Genomic DNA, 24,906 nt, shown 5'->3' with positions numbered 1-24,906 from the left:
ACTCTCTTTTAAATATATTTTATTGAAAATTAAAATTCAATCGATTCTGCCGCTACTTCTATCACATTTCCATTCTCACAACGAATCATTCGTGCTGGATAACGACGAATAATATCATAATCATGGGTTGCCATTAATACGGCACAATTGTTTTGTTTAGATACCGATAATAAAAGATTCATAATCTCATTCGATGTTTCAGGATCTAGGTTTCCTGTTGGCTCATCGGCTAAAATTAATTCAGGATGATTTAATAATGCACGAGCAATCGAAACACGTTGTTGCTCTCCTCCTGATAAACGGAAAGGCATCATTTTCTTTTTAGATAACATCCCAACTGAGTCTAATACTTCATCAATACGAGATTCAATTGATTTTTTATCCTTCCATCCCGTTGCTTTTAACACGAAGATTAAATTTTGCTCAACGGTACGATCTGTTAACAATTGGAAATCTTGGAATACAATTCCTAAATGACGGCGTAAATCTGGAATTTTGCTTGTTTTTAAGGTTTTCAAGTCCATCCCTACGACTTTTCCATTTCCATTTTTTAATGGTAAGTCACCGTAAAGCACTTTTAATAAACTACTTTTTCCGCTTCCAGTTTTACCGATTAAGTAAACAAATTCCCCTTCTGCTAAAGTGAAATTGACATCCGATAAAACCAAATGATTACGTTGATAGATTGAAGACTGATTTACTTCAATTACATTTTTAACTTCCATACGAGTATCCGTCTTTTTTTCAAATGTAAAAAAAAAGCCTGAAAGAAAAACCTTCAAGCTTATTTTTTATGAATTGTAGCGATTATCTTTTAGCTCTAACGTCACTAACAGTTAATGCTTTTCTACCTTTCTTTCTACGAGCAGCTAATACTTTACGCCCGTTTTTAGTAGCCATACGCTCACGGAATCCGTGTTTGTTTCTTTTCTTTCTGTTACTTGGTTGAAATGTTCTCTTACTCATCTTTACTAAGTTTGTATGCCATTACACGAATGGGGTTGCAAATATACAGTTATTATTATTAATTCAAAAATCAAAATTTAGAAAATTACAAACGTAATAATGAATTAATTCAAACCGTCTCCGTTTCCAATATTTGTAATTTTCGAAGTGCAAATATAAAAATTATTTCTTTCTAAACAACACAAAATTAAATATAAAATCTTCAATTTGATAAGTTATATCACTCCGAATTGTAGTTAAAATTTGTATCTTAGCCGTCTTATATAACAAAAGGATATGACTGAAGGAGAAAAACTGATCCCAATCAACATTGAGGATGAAATGAAATCGGCATATATCGATTACTCGATGTCGGTAATCGTATCTCGTGCCCTTCCAGATGTACGTGATGGTTTGAAACCTGTTCACCGAAGAGTATTATTCGGGATGTATGAATTAGGCGTTTTTTCTAACCGCGCTTATAAAAAATCTGCGCGTATCGTTGGTGAGGTTTTAGGTAAATTTCACCCACACGGAGATAGTTCGGTTTATGATGCAATGGTACGTATGGCTCAACCTTGGTCATTACGTTATATGTTAGTTGATGGACAAGGGAACTACGGTTCTGTAGATGGTGATCCACCTGCAGCGATGCGTTATACAGAAGCAAGACTTCAAAAAATTTCAGACGAATTATTAGCTGACTTAGATAAAGAAACAGTCGACTTTCAGTTGAATTTCGACGATACAATTCAAGAACCAACTGTTTTACCAACGAAAATCCCTACTTTATTAGTAAATGGTGCATCGGGGATTGCTGTAGGTATGGCGACGAATATGGCGCCTCACAACTTAACAGAGGTTATTGATGGTACAATTGCATACATCGAAAATCGTGACATCATGATCGATGAATTAATGCAATATGTAAAAGCTCCTGATTTCCCAACTGGAGGAACAATCTATGGTTATGATGGGGTTAAACAAGCTTTAGAAACTGGCAGAGGACGTATCGTTTTACGTGCAAAAACTCATTTTGAAGAGGTAAACAACCGTGATTGTATTATCGCGACTGAAATCCCTTATCAAGTGAATAAAGCCGATATGATTGCGAAAACAGCAGAATTAATTAAAGACGGTAAATTAGATGGTATCGCAGAGATTCGTGATGAATCTGACCGTAAAGGGATGCGTATCGTCTACGTGCTTAAAATGGATGCTGTACCAAACGTTGTCTTAAATAAGTTATTTAAATATACACAATTACAATCTTCTTTCTCGGTAAATAATATTGCCTTAGTTAATGGAAGACCAGAGCAATTAAATTTAAAGGATTTAATTCACCACTTCGTAGAACACCGTCATGAAGTTGTTATTCGTCGTGCTGAATACGATTTAAGAAAAGCCCAAGAACGTGCGCATATCTTAGAAGGATACATGAAAGTCATTGGTACTAAAGATGATTTAGACCGTGCAATCCGTATCATTCGTGAATCTGAAACGCCAGAAATTGCGCGCCAAGGATTAATTGAAGCATTTGGATTATCAGAAATCCAAGCTCGTTCAATTTTAGAATTGCGTTTACGTACCTTAACAGGATTAGAAATTGATAAAATTCGTGCAGAGTACGAAGAAATCATGAAAACAATCCAACATTTACAAGACATCTTAGCGAATGAAGAGTTACGTATGCAAATCATCAAAGACGAATTGATTGAAATTCGCACAAAATATGGTGATGAGCGTCGTACAGACATCAATTTCGCTGGCGGTGACTTAAATATGGAAGATTTAATTCCTGATGAAAAAGTAGTTTTAACTATTTCTCGTTTAGGATACATCAAACGTACGCCGTTATCAGAATACCGTAAACAATCTCGTGGTGGTGTTGGTAACAGAGCGGCAACAACGCGTGACGAAGATTTCTTAGAGTACATGGTTGTGGCGACTAACCACCAATACATGTTATTCTTTACAGAAAAAGGAAAATGTTTCTGGATGCGTGTATTCGAAATTCCGGAAGGATCGAAAACATCGAAAGGACGTGCCATCCAAAACTTAATCAATATTGATCCAGACGATAAAGTTAAAGCATACATTCGTACGCATGACTTAATGGACGAAGAATACGTGAATAACCATTTTGTTATCATGGTAACGAAAAATGGTATCATTAAGAAAACTTCTTTAGAAGCATATTCTCGCCCACGTACAAACGGTATCAATGCCATTACAGTTCGTGAAGGAGATACTTTATTAGAAGCTTTATTAACAGATGGTAAATCTCAGATTATGATTGCTTCGAAATATGGTAAAGCCATTCGTTTCTACGACGAAAAAGTTCGTCCAATGGGTCGTACTGCTTCTGGAGTTCGTGGAATCAACTTAGGTGAAGAAGCGGATAACGAAGTTATTGGTATGATCGTTGTTTCGGACATTGAAAACGAAACGGTATTAGTAGTATCTGAAAAAGGTTACGGAAAACGTACTTCAATCGAAGATTACCGTGAAACAAACCGTGGTGGAAAAGGTGTTACCACATTAAATATTACAGAAAAAACAGGTAAATTAATTGCAATTGAATCTGTAACAAACGATAATGACTTAATGATTATCAACAAATCAGGAGTTGCTATTCGTACAGGTTTAGATGAAATCCGTGTAATGGGTCGTGCGACTCAAGGGGTTCGATTAATTAATCTAAAAAATAATGATGCAATTGCTGCAATTGCAAAAGTAGAAGTTGAGGAAGAGATTGAAGAAGAAATCGAAGCATCAACAGAAACAGCAGAAGGTACAATAGAATCAAATGTAGAATTAACTAACGATCAAGGAACAGAAGAAACAATTTCTGAAGATGATCAAACGAATGATTAATTATGAAAAAATTCTTATTTAGTTTAGGATTAGTATTATCATTATCAACAGCGTTTGCACAAACAAATGTTGAAGAGTTAAATACAAATCCTACAGAATTAGCTACAAAATACAACAACTTAGTTAAAGAAAGTTTAGCAAAAGGAGATGTAACAAAAGCAAGCGAAAGTTTAGCAAAATTAACAAAATACGAGAATGGTAAAGTTTGGCAAGTTCGTAACAAAGACACGAAAAAAGACGAATTTTACTATACTCAAGAAGAATTAAATGCAGCGACTGCTAATGGAAATTATGCGAAAGCTAAAGAAGTTGCATTAATGCCGAAATATGGTTTCTTATTACAATCTCAGGTATCTGAATTAGCAAATAAGGAATTAAATGAAGCGAGTACAGCATTAGATGCTAAAAATTATGATGTTGCAGGTCAAAAATTCTTAAATGTTTACAACTTAGTGGAAGCTTTAGGAACAAAAGAAGACATCTACAAATATCAAGCAGCTATTTCTTACTACAATGGTAATAAATTTGAAAAATCTTTAGAAATTATCAAAGATTTAGCGAGTAAAAACTTTACAGGAATTTCAGCAAATCAAACAAAGAATTATAACCGTGACTTATATGTTTTAGGTTTAAACACTTTATTTAATTTAAAGAAAGTTGATCCATTTTTAGATGAAGCGTTGGCAAAATATCCGAAAGATGTTGACATCAACACATTAGCGACTAGTATTTATCAAGCAACTGGAAATAGCGATAAATTAAAGGCAAAGATTGAAGAAAACATTAAAATCAATCCAACTGATCACTTAAATTACTACAATTTAGGAGTGTTATTAATGGAGGATGCATCTCAAGAAGCTCGTGTTAAAGAATTATTCAAGAAATCAATTGAATTAAATCCTAAACACACAGAATCTTACAAGAACTTAGTTGCTTCATACTTAGTAAAAGACAAAGAATATGTTGAAAAAATCAACAATAACTTAGGAAGCTCTAAGCAAGAAAAAGCAATTTATGCTGAAAACATTGCTAAACGTAAAGCTTTATTTACAGAAATCATCCCTATTTTAGAGAAGATTCATCAAATGGAGCCTAACGATATCAGTGTGATTAAAAATTTAGCAGTTGCATATAGAACAATCGAAGATAGTGCGAAAGAAGATTATTATCGTACACTAGAAAGAAAAACGGTTTCTGGAAAATAATTCAGAATCCATTCATATAAAAAAAGAGCATTCATACTGAATGCTCTTTTTTATTTCAAATATGTTTAAAAATTCCAATTTTTTAACTCACTTAAAAAATGATGAGCAGTTAAATCGAAACGAACTGGAACTACCGAAATAAATCCATTCTCTATAGCATATACATCCGTATCGTCCCCTTTGTCGTGATTTACAAATTCACCACACATCCAATAATATTGTCTACCACGAGGATCCTCTCGTTTATCAAATTTCTCTTCCCATTTGGCATCTGCTTGTCGACACACTTTAATTCCTTTGATTTGCTCTGCCGGCACATCTGGAATATTGACATTAAGCACAACCCCTTTAGGCATATTTTTCGAAAGCACTTCATCTAAAATCGTTTTGATTTGAGTTGTCGCTGCTGAAAAATCAGCATTATAATCAAACGAATCCAATGAAAATCCTACTGCAGGAATTCCTTCTATTCCTGCCTCTACAGCTGCAGACATTGTTCCGGAATAAATCACATTGATCGATGAATTTGAACCATGATTAATTCCAGAGATGCATAAATCTGGCTTACGAGGTAAAATATGTGCTACAGCTAATTTTACACAATCTACAGGAGTTCCTGAACATGAAAATTCTTTCACTCCACTTTTCGATTCAATTTCATTACAAAAAATCGATTTATTCAGCGTTACGGCGTGTCCCATTCCACTTTGAGGGCTATCTGGGGCTACGACGTATACTTCTCCTAATTCTTTCGCTATATTAATTAAATGACGTATTCCTGGAGCAGTAATTCCGTCATCATTTGTTACCAAAATTAATGGTCTTTCCATAATTATTCTTATTTTAGAATTCTTTAGACCATGCAAAAATCTTAAAAATAAATAAGTATTTTGGTTTATATTTGAAAGAACATTATAAAAATCAATTTTATCCAAGAATAACATATTATGCTAATTAAAAAAACGTATGTCTTATTATCGTTTTTATCAATGAGTTTACTAGCCTTTTGCTTTTGTAAACCGATGTTGGATAATGACGATGAGAAAGAGAAATTAGTAATTAAAAATACTCGAAATACTCTTTCATATCTTCATTACAAACCAGCAACAATCGATGATAAATTTTCAGAAAATGTATTTAATAAATATATCGAGAACTTAGACCCATCTAAACGTTTTCTTTTACAAACAGACTATGACGCTTTTGCAAAAGACAAGCACAATTTAGATGACTATTTTAAAACTGAGAATCTAACATTTTATCGCACAACTGTTGATACCATGATGATTCGTATTAACGAAGCGGAAAAATATGCTTTAGAAGTTTTAGAAAAACCGTTTGATTTTAATCAAAAAGAAGAATTAATTTTAGATCCTAAAGTTCAATCATACGCTAAAAATAAAGCGGAATTAAAAGAACTTTGGAGAAAATACTTAAAGTACAATGTGATGTTAGAAATCACTTCAATGCAGGATGATTTAGACGGTAAAAAGTCAAATGATTCGATTGAAGTTGCATCAGATGATAAAGAAGTAAAAATAACTAAAGACACTCCTTTTGCAGAAATTGAAAAAATTGCGCGTGAAGATGTCAAAGAATTAATTGCTGATTATTTCCGTCGTTTGAAGAAACGTAAGAGAAGTACATATTTCTCCATCTACGTTAATGCTCATACGGAATTATACGATCCACATACAACTTATTTTTCACCAACCGACAAAGAAGATTTTGATGTATCTATGTCTGGACAATTGGAAGGAATCGGAGCCAAATTACAAGATAAAAAAGGGTATGCTACAATTGCTGAATTAGTGGTTGGTGGACCAGCTTGGAAAGGCGGAAAATTAGAAGTTGGAGATCAAATCATCAAAGTTGCTCAAGGTAAAAAAGGAGAAGCTGTAAATATTGTTGGAATGTTACTTGACGAAGCAATTCGTTTGATTCGTGGTAAAAAAGGATCAGAAGTAATTCTTACAGTTAAGAAAAAAGATGGATCAACTCAAGATATTTCTATTATTCGTGATATTATTGAACACGATGAGGTTTTCGCTCGTTCATCAATTGTAACGGATGATAAAGGTGATAAATATGGGGTGATTTATTTACCAGAGTTCTATACTTCAATGGGAGAAAAAGAAGGTCGTGACCCTTCAATTGATATTGAAAAAGAAATCGAAATTCTTAAGAAAGAAAACATCAAAGGACTTGTTTTCGATGTACGTAACAACGGAGGTGGTTCTTTAGAAGAAGTCGTTCAAATTTCAGGTTTATTCATCAAAAATGGCCCTATTGTTCAAGTAAAACGTAGCGATGGAATGATGAAAATCCATGAAGATAAAGATGATCGAATTGTATATGATGGACCTTTAGTTATTATGGTGAATGAATTATCGGCTTCAGCATCAGAAATTTTAGCTGCAGCTATGCAAGATTATGGTAGAGCAGTTATTGTGGGTTCTCCACAGACTTTTGGTAAAGGAACTGTACAAACAATGTTACCTTTAGACCAACGTTCACGCAGTGATGAATATGGAGCAATTAAATTAACTATTCAGAAATTTTACCGTATTAATGGTGGTTCAACACAATTAAAAGGAGTAAATTCTGATATTACAATGGTTGATCAATTCACTTATAGTGATATCAATGAAGGTGCTCGTGCAGAAGCTTTAGCATGGGATCAAATTGGGGCATTAACGTTCAATAAATGGACAAACCCATTTGATATGAATGCCATCAAAGCAAAAAGTGCTGAGCGTTTAAAAAACAATCAACATCTAAAATTGATTGATGAGAGTATGAAGTTTGTGAAATCCATGGAAGACACGAAAAAAGTTCCATTAAACTTAAACGATTACAAAGCTTACCGTAAAGATCGTGAAGCTAAAATCAAAAAATACGAAGCTTTAGATAATTACAAAAACAACTTAAAAATTGCGATGAATGCTAAAGATTTAGCAACATCTAAAATTGATACTGTATTTAAAGCTAGAAGAGAAAACTGGATCAAAGGACTTCAAAAAGACATTTATTTAGAAGAATCAATCAATGTTTTAAAAGATTTAAGAAAATAAAATGGAGCAGCAAACAGGTTCATTTACTCAAATCATATTTAAAAAATTAAGAAAGAGCCCGATTGGGCTCATTTCTTTTAGTGTCATTGTTATTGCAGGTTTTATTACACTATTTGCTTACTTATTCGCAACTGATTCGACTAAGAATGCTAATCGTCAAGATTTAGCCATTGCATATGCTCCAATTGGCCATCGTCAATTGACAATTGAAGTTCCATTACCAAATTATACCCCCAATCGAAGTATTGAAGATTATTTCTTTGGAAAAGAAATCGATACGGAGCAAATTAGTATCTCAGATTACAAAGTCAAAAATAACCAAATCATTTATACACCTTATTTAGGGAATGGATTGAATGGTGAACCGCTCACTTTAGATGTAGAGGAATGGACCAAGTATAATATCTCCGTTCAAGACATAGAAAAGAAATATATTTTCGAAAAAACCTATCTTTTAGGTACGGATAGTTATGGACGTGATTTCTTCTCTCGTTTAGTGATTGGAACACGTATTTCTTTTCTTATTGGATTTATAGCTGTATTTATTTCTCTTTTGGTTGGAGTAACTCTAGGGGCAATTGCAGGTTATTATAAAGGGAACATAGATAACATGATCATGTGGTTAATAAATGTTATCTGGTCTATTCCAACATTATTACTTGTTATCGCAATTACACTAGCGATTGGTAAAGGATTTTGGCAAATTTTTATCGCTGTGGGATTAACCATGTGGGTAGAAGTTGCACGTGTTGTACGTGGTCAATTTTTATCTTATCGCGAAAAAGAATTTGTGGAAGCAGCAAGAGCTTTAGGTTTTAGCGATTTCAATATTATTTTTAAACAAATTATGCCCAATATTATTGCGCCAGTTATTGTAATTTCAGCAGCTAATTTTGCCTCTGCTATTTTGGTAGAAAGTGGACTTAGCTTTTTAGGTATTGGAGCCCAACCCCCTACGCCATCTTGGGGAAATATTATTAAAGAACACTATAGCCATATTATATTAGGTAAACAACATCTGGCGATTTTGCCTGGTTTAGCCATTATGATTTTAGTGCTCGGTTTTAATATTTTTGGAAATACACTCCGCGATTTAATGGACATTAAAAATTAAACATATCAAAAGCGATTCAGAAAACTGAATCGCTTTTTTGTTATTCATTATGAATTGATTAACTTTGAAAGAACTAACTAAACCTAAATTGTATGAAAAAATTATTTTACCTATTTTTTCTACTATTTTCTACACCTTTACTTCAAGCACAAACGTGTGAATATATTCGAGATCATCTGGATCAAGTGAATGAAACTGTTGTTGGATGCAATTTTTCATTCGATAATTCTTGCATACGTCTTACCTCCAATTTTCCCACCATTGCCAATTCGAACACCTATCAAATTGAACAGATTTCATATCGTCCAATTGGAAATTTTAATGATGGTACACCATTACAAGCTAATGCGGACGATCAATACATTCATCGGATTGATTTCAATTCTATTGGTAATGAACCTTTTCTTTTTACCTTTTTTGGTGAAGTAAAAGAAAGTGTAATTCTCAGCTCCAATGGATTTATATCTTTCAATTCTAATTTTAGTGTGGGTGATTATAGCAACCCTTTATTAGACAATCAATCCATTCCAAATCCATTTCTTCCTTCTAGTTCTATATTTGGTGTTTTTCAGGATTTTAATTTTAGTTTAAACAATGATTCCGAAATCTATACTGAAGTTATTGGAGAATATCCATGCCGAAAATTAATTTTCAATTTTTATAATGCGCGCTTTACAGGAAACAATCAAACCGCTACATTTCAAATTGTATTGCATGAATTAAATAGTAAAATCGAAGTGCATATTCAAAATAAACCTACTCCTGAACAAGGTGTTCGCTTTCGAAGTAGTTTAATAGGAATCGTCAATCAGACCGGGAGTGGATATGCAGCACCAAACCGTAATACTGGAATATGGAACGCCTCGAATGAGTCCTATGTATTTACACCTTCGGGACCATCCATAACTCCACAACGTATCACTTGGACAAATTCGGTTAACTCCACGCAAACCTCATCCAATTCATTAAATATTTGTAATATGTCTCCTGCAACATATACAGCTACTGCTACCTATGAAATGAATGGATACAGGTTTACGATCAAAGATCAACATCAGATTCGATTTGAACCGAATTATCCCTTAGTAAAAAATCATTCCGAAGTTATTTGTAATACAAACGAATCCTTGACACAAGCTCGTTTTTATTCTAATTTAAATTCTCAAACCAATCACAATTTATTTCGATATAAATTTTATACCAATCGTAATGATGCCATAAATAATACTCCAAATTTCTTAAGTCCAAATCAAAATTTACAAAGCAATCAAACGTATTTTGTTCGGATTGAAAACGCTTCTAATTTTAATTGTTACGATATCGCTACTTTAGAATTAAAAAGTACCGTTACATTTCCATCTCATGTAGAAATTTGTGACACGTACAATGATCGTCAAGAAGACTATATTTTAAATAATCTGAATTGTCAACTTTTTGAGAATATCCCAAATGTTTCGAACATTCGATACTACATAAATAACCAATCGACTCCAGTAACTCGTGCCAATCTAAATCAAAATACGACATTAAAAGTTCAATATAATTTACCCGGATGCCGAGATTTACTCTCATCTGAAATTCATGTACGATTCATCAACAGTCCACAGGTCATTACTCCTGAAATTTCTTTTGAATCGTATGAAGAAATATTTGATGTCATTACCAATAATAATCCTATTTATCGTGAACCTTTTGCATGGAATGAGCAATTACAAAATCTTGGAATTACTTTATCGAATGATGAAAACACTACTGTAAAAGCCTTTCTAAACCTTGATGATGCACTTAATAATCGAAATTCAATTCAATATATACAAGAAGGAAATGCCACATCAGACTATCGATACATTATGTATTTCCGAATCGAAAATGAAAGTAAAGATTGCAAAGGATTTTGTGGAAATATCGTAACCGTTAATGCCCGTGTTAAATTCAAGAGGATTATTTTAAACATTGATGATGCAGATACTGATAATCCGATCGATAATCCTTTAATTTATGATGAAGAGAGCGCTGATATCTATTTATGTGGTAGCGAAAATTATGAACGTAATTTATTAACTGATCTGTTCTCCATATTTCATGTTACAAATTTTGACCTTTCACAACTTAGAATCACGTTTCATACGTCCTACAACACAGCGAATAACCTTTCACATAATGGTATTGATCCCGATATCGTTATTAATGCGAATGCTACGTATTTGGTCCGATTAGAATTACCTTATACAGGATCTCAGGATCCCGCACCACAACAATTTATTGTAAAACCTTTGCTGTATACTCTAGTACCATCGACACCAATAGTAGACAAAATCAATATATGTGTAGATTATACAATCTCTGAAAAAAATATTATTCTAAGTGAGTATATTTCTCATATAATCAATGAACGTTATCTCAATCTTCAACCTCGTCCGATTGTAACATTTTATAGCGATGCTCTTGCAACAAATGAAATTACTCAACTGAATGTCACTTCTACGTCGCAACGAATTTGGGTTAAAATAAAATATACGCAAACTGAAAACACTTGTGAACAAATATCACCTTTAGACTTTAGATTAGTTGCATTAGAAAGTATTGTCAAATCTATACATCAGGTCGAATTGAATTGTGATCACAACAACGACAATCAAGAAATGGTGAATTTAAACGACTATATGCGTGAATTTGTCGATAATCCATCTGATTATACCTTTGAATTTTATCGAAACTACAATGCCACGACAAATACTTATTCTAACCGAATCAATAGCCCTTCTAATTTCATTATCGATGATGATATCACAATATACATTAAACTTATTCAAAATAATTTGGAAGGAGGTTGTAGTCAAAAATTAGAATTAAATATCCTTTATAATATTCAACCCGATCATACCATCAAATTAAAACCACAAGCCAATTTATTATTATGCAATGAAGCCAATTCGCCATACGTATATTTTGATCTAGAGCGTTCTGTTTCGCAGTCCTATTTGGATAGTAATCCACCTATCGAAGATTTTATTACCTCTATAAAATATTATGAATCCCGAGATGATGCAATGGCGGGAAATGACAATTTTATTCAAAACGTCAATCAATATGGTGTCGAATTGGATCGACCACGTGTCATAATTTATGTTCGTTATGAGAATCTATACGGCTGCTTCAGTGTAGCACAAATACAATTGGAAATCATTGGATTAATTAAACTTAAGAACGATTTAAAAATTGATATTTGTGACACTAATTTTGATGGCAGATATCATTTTGATTTAAGAGAATGGATTCATCAAGCGACAAGGGATGATGATACGAACAATGATTTATTAATTGATGAAAATGCCAACCGTGTAGCCGATTATAAATTTTATTTAAACTTAACCGATTATAACAGCGGAAGAGCATTAACACCAGAGGAAGAACAACAATTTTTATTGGATCCTTCAATTCATCAAACTTTAATTTTAGGAGCTACTATAGAAGGTGGCTGTATCGACCATGTTCCAGTAGAGATAAATTATTTGACGTTTGAAACTTTTCAATATCAATATCCCGAATTATGTGATGAGAATAATGACGGTATTGAAACCATTGATTTGACAATTTTTGAAACTCATCACCCCAATGCATATTTTACATATTATCAAAGTTTAGAGGATTTAAACACTCAGTCCAATCCAATAACAACCCCACATCAGTTAGAATATACATTTTCTATGGGATCGACCATTTACTTTACGATAGAACAAGTAGATGTCCACTGTAAGAATTTAGGAATAATTAGCATCAATTTAAAGTCCACTCCAATGGTTCATATTGAAGATTATAAAATATGTCCTCATGATGCTATAACAATTTTTCCTGATACAACCCCTTGGGAAATTCAGCAATTTGAATGGTATGACATGAATAACATGCTAATTTCTAATGAAAATAAAATTACACTTAACGAAGTTGGGAACTACCGTTTGGTTTTGACTGCAACGAATGGATGTACATTTACAGAAGAATTTGAAATTTCACATTTTGATCTCCCAATAATCGAAGAAATTATATTTCAACAAAATTCTGCCACAGTGATTGCTTCTGGTAATCGTTCGATTTTATATTCAATGAATGCTATTGATTGGCAATCGAGTTCCACTTTTACAGATTTAACCAATGGATTACATCAATTTTATATTAAATACACAGACGAAAATTGTATTGTAGGACCTTATGAAGGCATTATTCCAATCATTCATAACACCATTTCTCCGAATGGAGACGGGATGAATGATCTATGGATAATTCGAGATTTACATGTATTTACTGGGCAAATGGCAAAACTCGAAATTTTTGATCGTTTTGGCAAACGCCTATTTCAACAAGAAAGTAATACCCAATTGATATGGGATGGTAAAAAGGATGGCAAACCACTTCCATCTAGCAGCTATTGGTACACCATTGATTTACCGGACGGACGGAAATACACAGGTTATATTAATGTGCTCAACAAAAATGAATAAAAAAAAAGCGATTAGTTGAACTAATCGCTTTTTGTATTTAAATTATCGAATCGAATCCTTTGAAGGAACTTTGATGGGATATGTATCATGAATACCCGCTAATCGAAATGCACTATAAATCGCTTTGTTTTGACGATTTCCTAAGGCAACAACGGTAAAATTATTTTTAACATCATGAACAAAAACTGTGTTATTTCCATGCCACCATCCGTTATGATACAATAGTTTTTCCCCATTTTCATATTCCAATAAACGCATTCCTAACCCATAGTTTTTATAACCTTTCGACTCATAGCTATAACCTTTATATGCTTCATCTTTTAAGGCTTTTGAAATAAATTTATCGGAATACATGGCTTGATCCAATTTTAAAATATCTCTCGGAGTTGAATAAATATTTTTATCACCATACGTTTTATCTAAATGATCCCAAGCCCATTTCGTTCCTGCATAACCGTAGGAAGAAGAAACCTTATCTTTATGCTTATCGTATTCAAAAACAAATGTATTTTCTAACCCCACAGGATCAAAAATCATATATTTCATTGCCTGAGGGTAAGGCATCTTTTGGATTTTTTCAATAATCAATGCCAACATCAAATAATTGGTGTTCGAGTAAAAAAAGCCTGTATTCACATTACGTACTAATCCTACTTTATGTGTTGCAAAAACATCCAATACTTGCTCATTAGTAACCGGATTATTTCGATCTTCCAATTTCATTTCCCACAATACATTCGCATAATTCGGTAAACCACTGCGGTGATTTAATAAATGTCTGATCGTTGTTTCAGGATAAGGAAATGTAGGCAATATAGTATTTACCTTTTGATCCAATTGGATTTTATTGCTCTCTACTAATTTTAAAATGGCTAAACCAGTAAAAACTTTTGATATAGAAGCTATATGAATAGGCGTTTCAGAAGTAATTGGAGTTTTCTTCTCTACATCTGCTAAACCAGAATATTGTTCGAAGATAATCTTTCCATTTTTTGCAACCAATAACCCACCACTTACATTTGCACCTTGCCAAAAATCCTTATAAAATTTTGATACGACACCTCGATATTTTTCAATTTCTTGAGCAGTTAAAACTGGATGTTTAGTTTCACTTGACCAATCGATTGAATCAAACCTTGGAGGCGCATTAGGATCTACAGCTTTAGTTGTTTGTTTGTCTGCTTCTTTTCCGCAACTTGCAAAAGTTAACAAAAAAGAAGTAGCAAGAACACCTATAATTCTCATCTCTCTTTTCTAAAAATTAATTGCTATTATTTCTTCGCCCGCTAAATTTAGAAATTAATTTTTTGTTCAAAGGATATTTGGAATTATAATTTTTTATTTCATTCGAGTTAATTGCGACTTGAATTCACCTAAAATCACACTGGTTGCCACTGCAACATTAAGACTTTCAGTATTTTCTTTCACTCCAAAAAATGGAATACTGATTTTGTGTGTCGTTAAATTTTCAATCGCTTTCGAAATTCCATTGGCTTCATTGCCCATCACAAGAATACCTTCTTGGGGCAATTGGTTTTCATAAATCGACTCCCCTTCCATAAAGGTTCCGAAAATATTGCCTTGATATGCTGATAAATAATCCACTAAATCAATATAATGGACATTTACACGAGAAAAAGAACCCATTGTCGACATAATGACTTTAGGATTGTATAAATCAACCGATTCCTTTGTACATAAGATATGTTCAATTCCAAACCAATCTGCTAAACGAACAATCGTTCCTAAGTTTCCTGGATCACGAATATCATCTAACGCCAAAGCTAATCCCTCAATTTTTTCTAAACTTGGGTTATCAGGAAGCTCACAAAGGGCTAATCCGACATTAGGAGTTGTTAAAAAACTAATTTTTTTCAAATCCTTTTCATCAATAAATGTTTTTTTAATCGAAGTCGTCTCTGGCCAAAAGTCCTCAGTAATAAATAATTCCTTTACCTTAATGGAACTTTTTATAACTTCTCCTATATTTTTAACACCTTCTACAACAAACAAATTATATTTTTGTCTATATTTTTTAGAACCTAAAGAAGTTATTATCTTAATAACGTTATTTGATAACATATTTTATGCGTAAAAAAATCACTGCAAATATAGCACTTATCTATAGTTTAACTGTTATTTTATCGGGATGTAGTATGACCGAGAAAGTTCCAGATGGTGAATATTTGTTTGTAAAAAATAAGTTTGAATACGATCAAGACGATCCCGACATTAAAAAGAAACAAAAAATCGTTGGAGAAGATTTGTCAAGTTATGTCAAACAAAAACCAGCAGGAAAATTTTTAGGTTTTTTCCCCCTTTGGCAATGGGTCTATAATTGGGCACCTGCTAAATTTGATCAAACATTCGAAGAATATTACCGCGAGGATCAGTCCAAACGTAATCAAAAATTATTAGATAGTCTTTTGGTGAAAAATGGATTAGAAGAATTTGTAGGAAAAAGTCTTATTAAAGAACGATTCTTTTATCGCTCAGGAGAAGCTCCTGTATTATTAGATGAAGATTTATCCGAATTCTCCGCTGAAAACTTAAATCGCTTATTCCATGATAAAGGATATTTTGATTCTAAAGTATCAGTCCAATATGATAAGAATGACAAAGCAAAAAAAGCGAAAACAATTTATCAAATTAAATTAGGAGAACCATCATACATTGAAACCGTCTCTAATAAAATTTATGATAAAGATATCGAAGATTTACTAACCGTCGATCGTGATCAATTTGATGGAATTAATTTGTTTGGTAAACGTAAGACCATCAAGACAAATTACATGAAAGAGTCTAAAGTTGTCGCAGGTGATCAATACGATTTTAGTAAATTTGAGGCAGAAAGGGATCGAATTGTGGATTTATTGAAAAATCGTGGATACTATGATTTTAACGATTCTGGTGAAGATTTATACTTTGAAGCCGATACCTTAAAAAGCAATAAACGCCTGGATGTTACTTTATTTATTGATAAATTTATTCAAGATACAATTGTAAAAGATAGCACAAAACAATTCCTAAAATACAATTGGGGGAATATCAACATCTATACGGATGCTCGTAATACGAACGACATTAATTTTGATTCGATTCAAAAAATAGAACACAACGGTTATAACGTTTATTATAAGGGTGAACCGAAATATAAGCCTCGCTATTATACAGATGCCTTTGTATTACGTCCTAACCAATTGTTTAGACAACGCCAAGAAATTCAAACGAAGCGTAACATCTTTAAACGCGAAAATATCAATCTTCATAAATTTGATATTATTAAACGTGATTCTTTATTAGATGTTAACGTCTATTTTACGCCGAAGAAAAAGTATGATTTAAATGTATTCTTTGAGAGTTATGCTTCTCAATACATGAATTTTGCAATTTCACCCGGGGTAACTTTAACAACCCGAAATCTTTTTGGTGGAGGAGAAAATCTAGAAACCACTTTAAAAGGGAATTTAGGATCCGTAGATAAAGATTTTACAGATAGTGATCGTTTTTTAAATGCCTATGAATTGGCATTAGAAGCTCGTTTGAAGTTTCCTTATCTGTTAGCACCAAAATTCATGGAAGATTGGATTCCGCGTCGTTTCGTTTCAGAATCAGCGATTCGTTTAAATACAAGTACACAGAAAAATGTGGGCTTGGATCGCGTTTCATATGGGTTTGGATTAGATATGGACATGACCAGTGGGGAGTTTCAACACAAAATTTCATTATTTAATACAGAATTCGTTGATAACTCTAAAAAAGACCGTTACTATACTATTTTCAAGGCCGATAACGAACGTAAAGATTTAATTGTTGAAAACTATTTCAATTACGATAATACGTTACGTAATGAATATGAAGGAGGATTAATCACTGATGATGAAATCACCGATATCATTCAAAATGACCAAGGATATCGCCAGTCGTTAACAGGGCAAGATGCCAAAAATTATGTGGATTTTGAGGATATGCTGTATCGTAAAGCGAGTATTTCTCAAAATGTATTAATTAACTCTTTCATTTATCAATTTACCTATAATCAAGAAAATGGGTTTAGACCTGTTCCTAATCCATGGTTTGGATCAGCACGAATCGAGTTAGCAGGTAATTTATTACGTGCCTTAGATAAGGCTTTTGGATTTAATCGAGGACAAAATGAATTAAATCAAGATACTGGTTTAGTTTTCGGAATACCATATTCTCAATTTGTCAAATTTGATTTTGAAGTTCGTAAAAAATGGACCATTTCTCCACAAGCACAATTTGCTACTCGAGGATTTTTTGGAATTATTAAACCATACGGAAATACGGAAATTACGCCTTTTGTCCGTAGTTATTCGGCTGGTGGAGCTAATGATGTGCGAGGCTGGTGGCCTTTAACCTTAGGACCTGCTGATCGTATCCATATTGAAGGAGTGAATCGCGAAAGTTTAGCCTTCGAAAGTTTAAAATTATTGTTCAATGCGGAATACCGTTACCGTATGACGGATATGTTCGAAGTTGCCACATTCTTAGATGCAGGAAACATTTGGTCAGTTTCAAAAGATCGTGAACAATATCAATTCAAATTCAATAAATTCTATAAACAATTTGGGGTTGGTACAGGTGTCGGATTACGAATACATATCAGTAATTTCGCTATCGTACGTTTCGACCTTGGATATAAGCTATATGACCCTTCTTATGACGAAGGTGATCGTTGGCAATTGGATAACTTTAATATCTTAAAACCGAGATTACATTTCGGAATTAATTATCCATTCTAAAAAAAAACTATCTTTGTTTAATAAAACTAAAACACAATGAGTAGAAAATTTCCTGCCGGAGTAGCAACCGGAGCTTTAGTTCAAGAAATTATTAAAGATGCTAAAGCAAACCAATATGCATTACCTGCTTGTAACGTAACAGGTTCTTCATCAATCAACGCTGCGATGGAAGCTGCTGTAGAAGTGAACTCGCCTGTAATTATACAATTTTCGAATGGTGGTGCCATCTACAATGCTGGTAAAGGACTTAAAGCAGAAGGACAAACTGCTGCTATCAAAGGTGCAATTGCTGGAGCAAAACATATACACGAATTAGCAGAAGCTTATGGAGCAACTGTTATTTTACATACTGATCACTGTGCAAAAAAATTATTACCATGGATTGATGGAATAATGGATGCCAATGAAGATTTCTACAATAAAACAGGTAAAACACTTTACTCATCTCACATGTTAGATCTTTCAGAAGAACCATTGGAAGAAAACGTGGAAACATGTAAACGATACTTAGAACGTATGTCTAAAATCGGAATGACTTTAGAAATGGAGCTAGGAATCACAGGAGGTGAAGAAGATGGTGTCGACAACTCAAATGTGGATAATTCATTATTATACACACAACCTGAAGAAGTTGCTTACGTGTATGAAAACTTAAAATCAGTATCTGATAACTTCTGGATTGCCGCAGCGTTTGGAAACGTACATGGTGTTTATAAACCAGGAAACGTTGTTTTAACGCCAAAAATTTTAGACAACTCTCAAAAATATATTCAAGAAAAATTCGGTGTAGAAAAAGATGTTAATTTCGTATTCCACGGAGGATCAGGTTCTACATTAGAAGAAATTAGAGAAGCGATTAGCTACGGTGTCATCAAAATGAACATCGATACAGATTTACAATATGCTTTCATGGAAGGTGTGCGTAAATATTTTGATGCGAATGCTGCTTACTTACAAGGACAAATCGGAAATCCAGAAGGTCCTGAATCTCCAAACAAAAAATATTATGACCCACGCGTGTGGTTACGTGCAGGTGAAGTTTCATTCAAAGAACGAATGATCAAAGCCTTCCACGATTTAAATAATGTAAACACTTTAGGGTAATTCGTTGGTGCAGCAATGGATTATTCTGACCCACATAAAAATAAAGAAAGTATGCCTTGGTTTATAAGACGTAAGAAAAATATCACTACTCCTACTGAGTCTAAAAAAGATGTACAAAAAGGATTATGGTATAAAACTCCTTCTGGGAAAATTATCGAAACAGAAGAATTAAAAGCAAACTGTTACGTTAGTCCGGAAGATGATCATCACGTACAAATTGGTTCGGAAGAATATTTCGAAATCTTATTTGATGATGGTAAGTACACAGAACTTGATGCAAATGTGCAAAGTAAAGATCCATTAAATTGGACAGATACACAACCATATGTTGATCGTTTAAAATCAATCAAGAAAAAAACAGGTTTAACAGACTCTATCCGTACTGGAGCTGGTAAAGTAGAAGGACGAGAAATTGTAATTTCTTGTATGGATTTCAAATTCATTGGAGGTTCTTTAGGATCTGTAATGGGTGAAAAAATTGCTCGTGCAATTGATTATTGTATTAAAAATAAAGTTCCTTATGTAATTATCACTCAATCAGGTGGTGCACGTATGATGGAAGCTGCTATTTCGTTAATGCAATTGGCAAAAGTTGAAGCAAAATTGGTTCAATTATCAGAACATCAAATACCATACATTACAATTTTAACCAATCCATCATTTGGAGGAATTACCGCATCTTTTGGATCGATTGGTGACGTGATTATGGCAGAACCAGGAGCTTTAATCGGATTCGCTGGTCCTCGTGTAATTAAAGAAACAATTGGTCGCGATTTACCGGAAGGATTCCAAACTTCTGAATTCCTATTAGAAAAAGGATTCGTTGATATGATTGTTCATCGTAAAAAGATGAAAGGAAAATTAAAAGAAGTAGTTGATATGTTAATGCCTATCAACTAATTATAACAGAGTGCAAATATTTATTTAAAAATTTTAAACGTTTCATTTGGATTGTTAAAAATTGATTTTATATATTTGCACTCCAATCGCGAGAATAGCTCAGCTGGTAGAGCGCAACCTTGCCAAGGTTGAGGTCGCGGGTTCGAGCCCCGTTTCTCGCTCTTTGAAATAACTGAAAATATAAATTAATTTTGCCTTGGTGGTGGAATTGGTAGACACGCAGGACTTAAAATCCTGTGCTCATTAGAGCGTGCGGGTTCAAGTCCCGCCTGAGGTACTTTTTTAATTTATATCTTTCTACACTGCGGGAATAGCTCAATTGGTAGAGCGTCAGCCTTCCAAGCTGAATGTTGCGGGTTCGAGTCCCGTTTCCCGCTCTAACTTTACTAAAGTTGGAGGCCTTGGTGGTGGAATTGGTAGACACGCAGGACTTAAAATCCTGTGTCCATTAGGACGTGCGGGTTCAAGTCCCGCCTGAGGTACTAAAAGCTCAAGAATTTATTTTCTTGGGCTTTTTTTATTTCCAATCCAACCTTTCTTATGTAAAATTCATCTTATTCATAAAACATATTAGATGAAAAATTTTATTCCTAAACCATGCCATGAAAAATTAGATCGCAATAATTTTTGCCAGAGTTGTATGCATCATATCCACGATTTTTCCAATATACCTCCAATGCAATTATTGGATGAATTAGAGCATAATAAACCATATTGTGGGATTTTTTCTACTGAACAATTAAAGTTTTCTTCCCATCCTATTTATAATCTCCTCCTATTCTCATCCATAGGGTTCTTTTCTATGCCGTTAAATGCACAAATAGTTGACCATCCTGAATTACGTCCAGAACAAAATATAGAAGTAGTTAAAAAGAAATTTCGATTAAAATTGGAAAAATCTGAGCAATCGGATGAAACATATCGCTTAATTATAAACGGTAATATGGTTTATGATTCTATTAAGAATAATGAATGGATTGAAATGGAGTTGGAAATCGAAAAAGATCAGATGATTCATTTAAGTGTACATTCTAATCTAAAACAAGAATATTATTTTACTGAATATTTTGAAAAAAAATTACCCGATACGATGATCATCCAACGCCAATCCTTCCAGCGAAAAATAATGGTCATGGGCAAAATTGCTTACCCACAAGAATCATTATCGAACAAATAAAAAATGAATTAAAAATTATTTCCTACCGTATCAATCACTTACAAGTAAATCGTAAAAAAACTTCAGAAAACACTTGGAAAACCGCATCTTTTGATATTATATTTGCATCAGCAATGCGGGAATAGCTCAATTGGTAGAGCGTCAGCCTTCCAAGCTGAATGTTGCGGGTTCGAGTCCCGTTTCCCGCTCTAGCTTTTCTTTACGAAAGTTGGATGCCTTGGTGGTGGAATTGGTAGACACGCAGGACTTAAAATCCTGTGCTCATTAGAGCGTGCGGGTTCAAGTCCCGCCTGAGGTACTAAAGCTCAAGAATTTAATTCTTGAGCTTTTTTTTATGGCTTACATCAGTTGATTCAAAAAAAATATTTTTCTGAATTTCAATATTTTACAATATACGATTAAAAAAAATCAAAAAAATGCTTGCAAAATCAATTCACTTGATATTATATTTGCATCAGCAATGCGGGAATAGCTCAATTGGTAGAGCGTCAGCCTTCCAAGCTGAATGTTGCGGGTTCGAGTCCCGTTTCCCGCTCTCCAATAAAAAAAGCTGAAGTTTATAACTTCAGCTTTTTTATTTTATACAATTTCTTCCGGTTTATCACAACTCACATGAATGACTTCATTATTCTTTAAGGCAATTCGAATTGTATTGGATACATCCGAGACATTATACATTTCACCTGAACTATTCAGACTAATGATTCCCATAATTCCATTACTTCCCCATTTAAAATTAAACAGATTAAGTGGATGTTTTTTTATTTCGTTAATATCATGTTTATAAATGATTCGAGAAGCTACAATACTTCGAAATACATAGCGATCAGGATATACATCAATTCTTCGATATCGAATCAAGGCTAAAAAAGCAAATAAAGCAATGGCTAAAATAGAAATGATAATCCCTACAATTTCGTGCTGTGTATAGCCATGAGCCAATAAACCTTTTAAATTCTTTATGCCATACGTAATAAAGATTAAAAGATACATGCTAGAAAGAAGGATAAACAGCGGATGCAATGATATTTTTATTCTTTTGGGCATTTTATAGTAGTTTTTGGTAGAATTAAAGATACAAAAAAAGGTTGAAAATCATAAACTTCCAACCTTTATCTATATTAACTATTGTATTTCTTACCCTCGATAAGGCGCTTATCTGCCCAAATTGTTCCACCCGGAATAATAGAAGCTACAAAGAAAATCATAAAGATTTTCCAAGACCAATTGTACTTTTCTTTTAAGATATACACTAAAACCATATACAATACGAATAGTCCGCCATGGATTCGACCTGTAAGAGTAACCCATGATGGATCATCAAAAATATATTTCATTGGCATCGCAAAGAAAAATAATGCAATAGCAGACAAAGCTTCTAAGTATCCCGTAACTTTAAAAAATTTCAACATTAACCTTAAATTTGCTCAAAAATAATTTCATTTTTTAACTTTAAAAATGATTTATCATCATATATCTTTATAAATCAATTATTTTTCTCAACCTTAACATTTATGAAACATTGGATTGCTCTTTTTTACATCATTTGTCTTGGATGTTTGCAAACATTATATGCACAGCAATCAAATGAATTCTACCGTTGGAATGAAACAAAAAATAATTATGAATTTGATTTTACTTCTTCGAATCAGCAAAAAGCGTTGGATTCATTAACCAATAATGGATATTATACATTACAAATTGATTCTATTCGCAATCATAAGGTATACCTCAATAAAGGAAAAAATTATAAAACAATTTGGGTAAAAAATGAACAATTATTCGGAGATTCAAATTATCATCCAACCAATAATCTTGACTCGATTATCTCATATACGATAGATCAAAATGATAAACAGGGATATGCTTTTTCGAACGTACGTATTATACCGCAAGGATTACAAGATAACAATCAAAAAATAGAACTTCGTATTGAACACGGAGAATTACGAAAAATTGATCATGTGATTGCTGTAGGATATCCTAAATTATCAAAAGGGTATATAAAACACGGATTAGGGCTAAAAAATAGTAAATTATACACGAATGACATATTGGCTCAATCCAGTCGAGTCATGCAAAATACCAACTTTATTGAAGAGCTACAAAGTCCTCAAACTCTTTTCAGACCCGATTCAACTGTTGTATATATCTATCCAAAGAAAATAAAATCCAACACATTTGATGGAATTTTAGGATTCGGGAATGATGATAATGGTAACTTTAAATTAAATGGAAATGTACTTTTAGAATTAAACAATGTATTTAATGGTTTGGAGCAAATCCGATTAAATTGGGTGGCTACTGCAAATAAAAATACAACCTTAGATATTCGCGTCAAATTACCTTACTTATTTAAAAGTCCTATTGGTTCTGAAACGCAATTTAAAGTTTTTAAACAAGATTCTGTCTTTGTGAATTTGGATTTGAATGAACGATTATTTTATCAAATCAATCCCCAATCAAGCATAGGAGCAAATTTGAGTTACACTTCGTCCAATTATTTATTGGATGATGAGGTATATGCTGCTTCATATGATGATTATAACAAAACTGGAATAGGATTAAGTTACGAATATTTCTTACGACATCCCATTGCTTTGATGGAAGGCAAATCATTATTCCGTATACAGGCATCATCCATTAAACGTAAAGAAACTAACTTCTCATTAACCGAGGATTACACCAACGAAACATCCAAACAGTTTGAAATTGGTTTATCTACTTATCGAATCATCGAATTCGGAAAAAAACATTACTTAAAACCTATGATTATGTTTAGCGCCTTACTGGACGAAGAAAAATCATATTCTGAAAACGAATTGTATCGTATTGGTGGCTTTGGAAGTTTAAGAGGTTTTAATGAAGAAAGTATTTTGGCTAATATGTACGGAATTGGGAGTCTAGAATATCGTTTTCTTGCCAATGAAGGTTTTTACATCAGTTCATTTTTAGATTATGCCTTTATTGAAAATAAAAGAATAAATCTTAACACCAATTTTTTAAGTTTTGGAGCAGGATTATCTTTTTTAACCAAAATTGGGATATTTAATTTAAGCTATGCCGTTGGTAAAACAGAACAGACACCATTCGACTTTAAAAATTCTAAAATACATTTTGGAATTTTAAGTCAATTTTAATTTGAATTATTCAATCAAGACTGAATTTTTAATCACAATTGATAATTTTCAAAATTTTTTGAACGAAAACAGTTTTTTGTATTCACATTTTCGTGAAATTAGCGT

Annotated in this window: 17 protein-coding genes and 7 tRNA genes; 17 read left to right on the top strand and 7 right to left on the bottom strand. The window is 33.1% G+C overall.

Annotation, left to right across the window (positions count from 1 at the left end; genetic code table 11):
* Positions 1–29: 29 nt before the first annotated feature.
* Positions 30–725, bottom strand: coding sequence for a cell division ATP-binding protein FtsE (locus tag AC1QSP_RS12895; protein ID WP_322970880.1), 696 nt, complete (start codon positions 723–725; stop codon positions 30–32).
* Between the two features lie 82 nt (positions 726–807).
* Complete coding sequence (gene rpmH, locus AC1QSP_RS12890) at positions 808–966, bottom strand: 50S ribosomal protein L34 (protein WP_322970879.1); 159 nt, start codon at positions 964–966, stop codon at positions 808–810.
* A gap of 276 nt (positions 967–1,242) precedes the next feature.
* Between rpmH and gyrA the strand changes: the two genes are divergently transcribed.
* Both gyrA and AC1QSP_RS12880 read left to right on the top strand, forming a co-directional pair.
* Positions 1,243–3,822 carry a DNA gyrase subunit A gene (gyrA, locus tag AC1QSP_RS12885; RefSeq protein WP_484079031.1) on the top strand — a complete coding sequence of 860 codons (2,580 nt, stop codon included), beginning with the start codon at positions 1,243–1,245 and terminating at the stop codon, positions 3,820–3,822.
* 2 nt (positions 3,823–3,824) lie between these two features.
* Positions 3,825–5,027 carry a tetratricopeptide repeat protein gene (locus tag AC1QSP_RS12880; protein WP_484079030.1) on the top strand — a complete coding sequence of 401 codons (1,203 nt, stop codon included), beginning with the start codon at positions 3,825–3,827 and terminating at the stop codon, positions 5,025–5,027.
* 65 nt (positions 5,028–5,092) lie between these two features.
* On the opposite strand, the gene surE is transcribed toward AC1QSP_RS12880, so the two are convergent.
* The gene (gene surE / locus AC1QSP_RS12875; protein WP_484079029.1) at positions 5,093–5,857 is read right to left on the bottom strand and encodes a 5'/3'-nucleotidase SurE; all 765 of its coding nucleotides are present in this window, start codon (positions 5,855–5,857) and stop codon (positions 5,093–5,095) included.
* 159 nt (positions 5,858–6,016) lie between these two features.
* Between surE and AC1QSP_RS12870 the strand changes: the two genes are divergently transcribed.
* The 3 genes from AC1QSP_RS12870 to AC1QSP_RS12860 all read left to right on the top strand — a co-directional run bounded on the left by AC1QSP_RS12870 (position 6,017) and on the right by AC1QSP_RS12860 (position 13,714).
* Complete coding sequence (locus AC1QSP_RS12870) at positions 6,017–8,101, top strand: carboxy terminal-processing peptidase (RefSeq protein WP_484079028.1); 2,085 nt, start codon at positions 6,017–6,019, stop codon at positions 8,099–8,101.
* A 1-nt stretch (position 8,102) separates the two neighbouring features.
* Positions 8,103–9,215 (top strand): ABC transporter permease, encoded by a 1,113-nt coding sequence (locus AC1QSP_RS12865; RefSeq protein WP_484079027.1) that lies wholly within the window; start codon positions 8,103–8,105, stop codon positions 9,213–9,215.
* A 92-nt stretch (positions 9,216–9,307) separates the two neighbouring features.
* The gene (locus tag AC1QSP_RS12860; protein WP_484079026.1) at positions 9,308–13,714 is read left to right on the top strand and encodes a T9SS type B sorting domain-containing protein; all 4,407 of its coding nucleotides are present in this window, start codon (positions 9,308–9,310) and stop codon (positions 13,712–13,714) included.
* Between the two features lie 42 nt (positions 13,715–13,756).
* Here the strand turns inward: AC1QSP_RS12860 and AC1QSP_RS12855 are convergent, their stop codons facing one another.
* Both AC1QSP_RS12855 and AC1QSP_RS12850 read right to left on the bottom strand, forming a co-directional pair.
* The gene (locus AC1QSP_RS12855; RefSeq protein ID WP_484079025.1) at positions 13,757–14,959 is read right to left on the bottom strand and encodes a serine hydrolase domain-containing protein; all 1,203 of its coding nucleotides are present in this window, start codon (positions 14,957–14,959) and stop codon (positions 13,757–13,759) included.
* Positions 14,960–15,052: 93 nt separating this feature from the next.
* Positions 15,053–15,796 carry a TrmH family RNA methyltransferase gene (locus AC1QSP_RS12850; RefSeq protein ID WP_484079024.1) on the bottom strand — a complete coding sequence of 248 codons (744 nt, stop codon included), beginning with the start codon at positions 15,794–15,796 and terminating at the stop codon, positions 15,053–15,055.
* A gap of 5 nt (positions 15,797–15,801) precedes the next feature.
* Here AC1QSP_RS12850 and tamL point away from each other — a divergent pair, with 5 nt between their 5' ends.
* From tamL to AC1QSP_RS12795, 11 genes are all read left to right on the top strand, one after another.
* Complete coding sequence (gene tamL / locus AC1QSP_RS12845) at positions 15,802–18,480, top strand: translocation and assembly module lipoprotein TamL (RefSeq protein WP_484079023.1); 2,679 nt, start codon at positions 15,802–15,804, stop codon at positions 18,478–18,480.
* 36 nt (positions 18,481–18,516) lie between these two features.
* Positions 18,517–19,584, top strand: coding sequence for a class II fructose-bisphosphate aldolase (fbaA, locus tag AC1QSP_RS12840; protein WP_484079022.1), 1,068 nt, complete (start codon positions 18,517–18,519; stop codon positions 19,582–19,584).
* Positions 19,585–19,635: 51 nt separating this feature from the next.
* Positions 19,636–20,484 (top strand): acetyl-CoA carboxylase, carboxyltransferase subunit beta, encoded by an 849-nt coding sequence (gene accD, locus AC1QSP_RS12835; RefSeq protein ID WP_484079021.1) that lies wholly within the window; start codon positions 19,636–19,638, stop codon positions 20,482–20,484.
* 88 nt (positions 20,485–20,572) lie between these two features.
* Positions 20,573–20,645: transfer RNA gene (locus AC1QSP_RS12830), tRNA-Gly, on the top strand.
* Positions 20,646–20,677: 32 nt separating this feature from the next.
* Positions 20,678–20,761 (top strand) — tRNA-Leu (locus AC1QSP_RS12825).
* Between the two features lie 27 nt (positions 20,762–20,788).
* Positions 20,789–20,861, top strand: a tRNA-Gly gene (locus AC1QSP_RS12820).
* A gap of 21 nt (positions 20,862–20,882) precedes the next feature.
* A tRNA-Leu gene (locus AC1QSP_RS12815) sits at positions 20,883–20,966 on the top strand.
* A 92-nt stretch (positions 20,967–21,058) separates the two neighbouring features.
* Entirely contained in the window at positions 21,059–21,661 is a 603-nt protein-coding gene (locus AC1QSP_RS12810; protein ID WP_484079020.1) for a hypothetical protein, read from the top strand.
* Positions 21,662–21,776: 115 nt separating this feature from the next.
* Positions 21,777–21,849: transfer RNA gene (locus AC1QSP_RS12805), tRNA-Gly, on the top strand.
* Positions 21,850–21,875: 26 nt separating this feature from the next.
* Positions 21,876–21,959 (top strand) — tRNA-Leu (locus AC1QSP_RS12800).
* A gap of 164 nt (positions 21,960–22,123) precedes the next feature.
* Positions 22,124–22,196 (top strand) — tRNA-Gly (locus AC1QSP_RS12795).
* A 44-nt stretch (positions 22,197–22,240) separates the two neighbouring features.
* Here AC1QSP_RS12795 and AC1QSP_RS12790 read toward each other — a convergent pair.
* Together AC1QSP_RS12790 and AC1QSP_RS12785 are read right to left on the bottom strand one after the other, a co-directional pair.
* Positions 22,241–22,708 (bottom strand): hypothetical protein, encoded by a 468-nt coding sequence (locus AC1QSP_RS12790; protein ID WP_484079019.1) that lies wholly within the window; start codon positions 22,706–22,708, stop codon positions 22,241–22,243.
* A gap of 74 nt (positions 22,709–22,782) precedes the next feature.
* A complete protein-coding gene (locus AC1QSP_RS12785; protein WP_322970865.1) occupies positions 22,783–23,073 on the bottom strand; it encodes a DUF3817 domain-containing protein in 291 nt (96 codons plus the stop codon).
* Positions 23,074–23,175: 102 nt separating this feature from the next.
* Here AC1QSP_RS12785 and AC1QSP_RS12780 point away from each other — a divergent pair, with 102 nt between their 5' ends.
* A complete protein-coding gene (locus AC1QSP_RS12780) occupies positions 23,176–24,801 on the top strand; it encodes a BamA/TamA family outer membrane protein (RefSeq protein ID WP_484079018.1) in 1,626 nt (541 codons plus the stop codon).
* The last annotated feature ends 105 nt before the right edge of the window (positions 24,802–24,906 follow it).

This window comes from Faecalibacter sp., from assembly GCF_057177045.1.
Note: the sequence above shows the minus strand (reverse complement) of the source record. Positions and strands in the feature narration are given on the sequence as shown.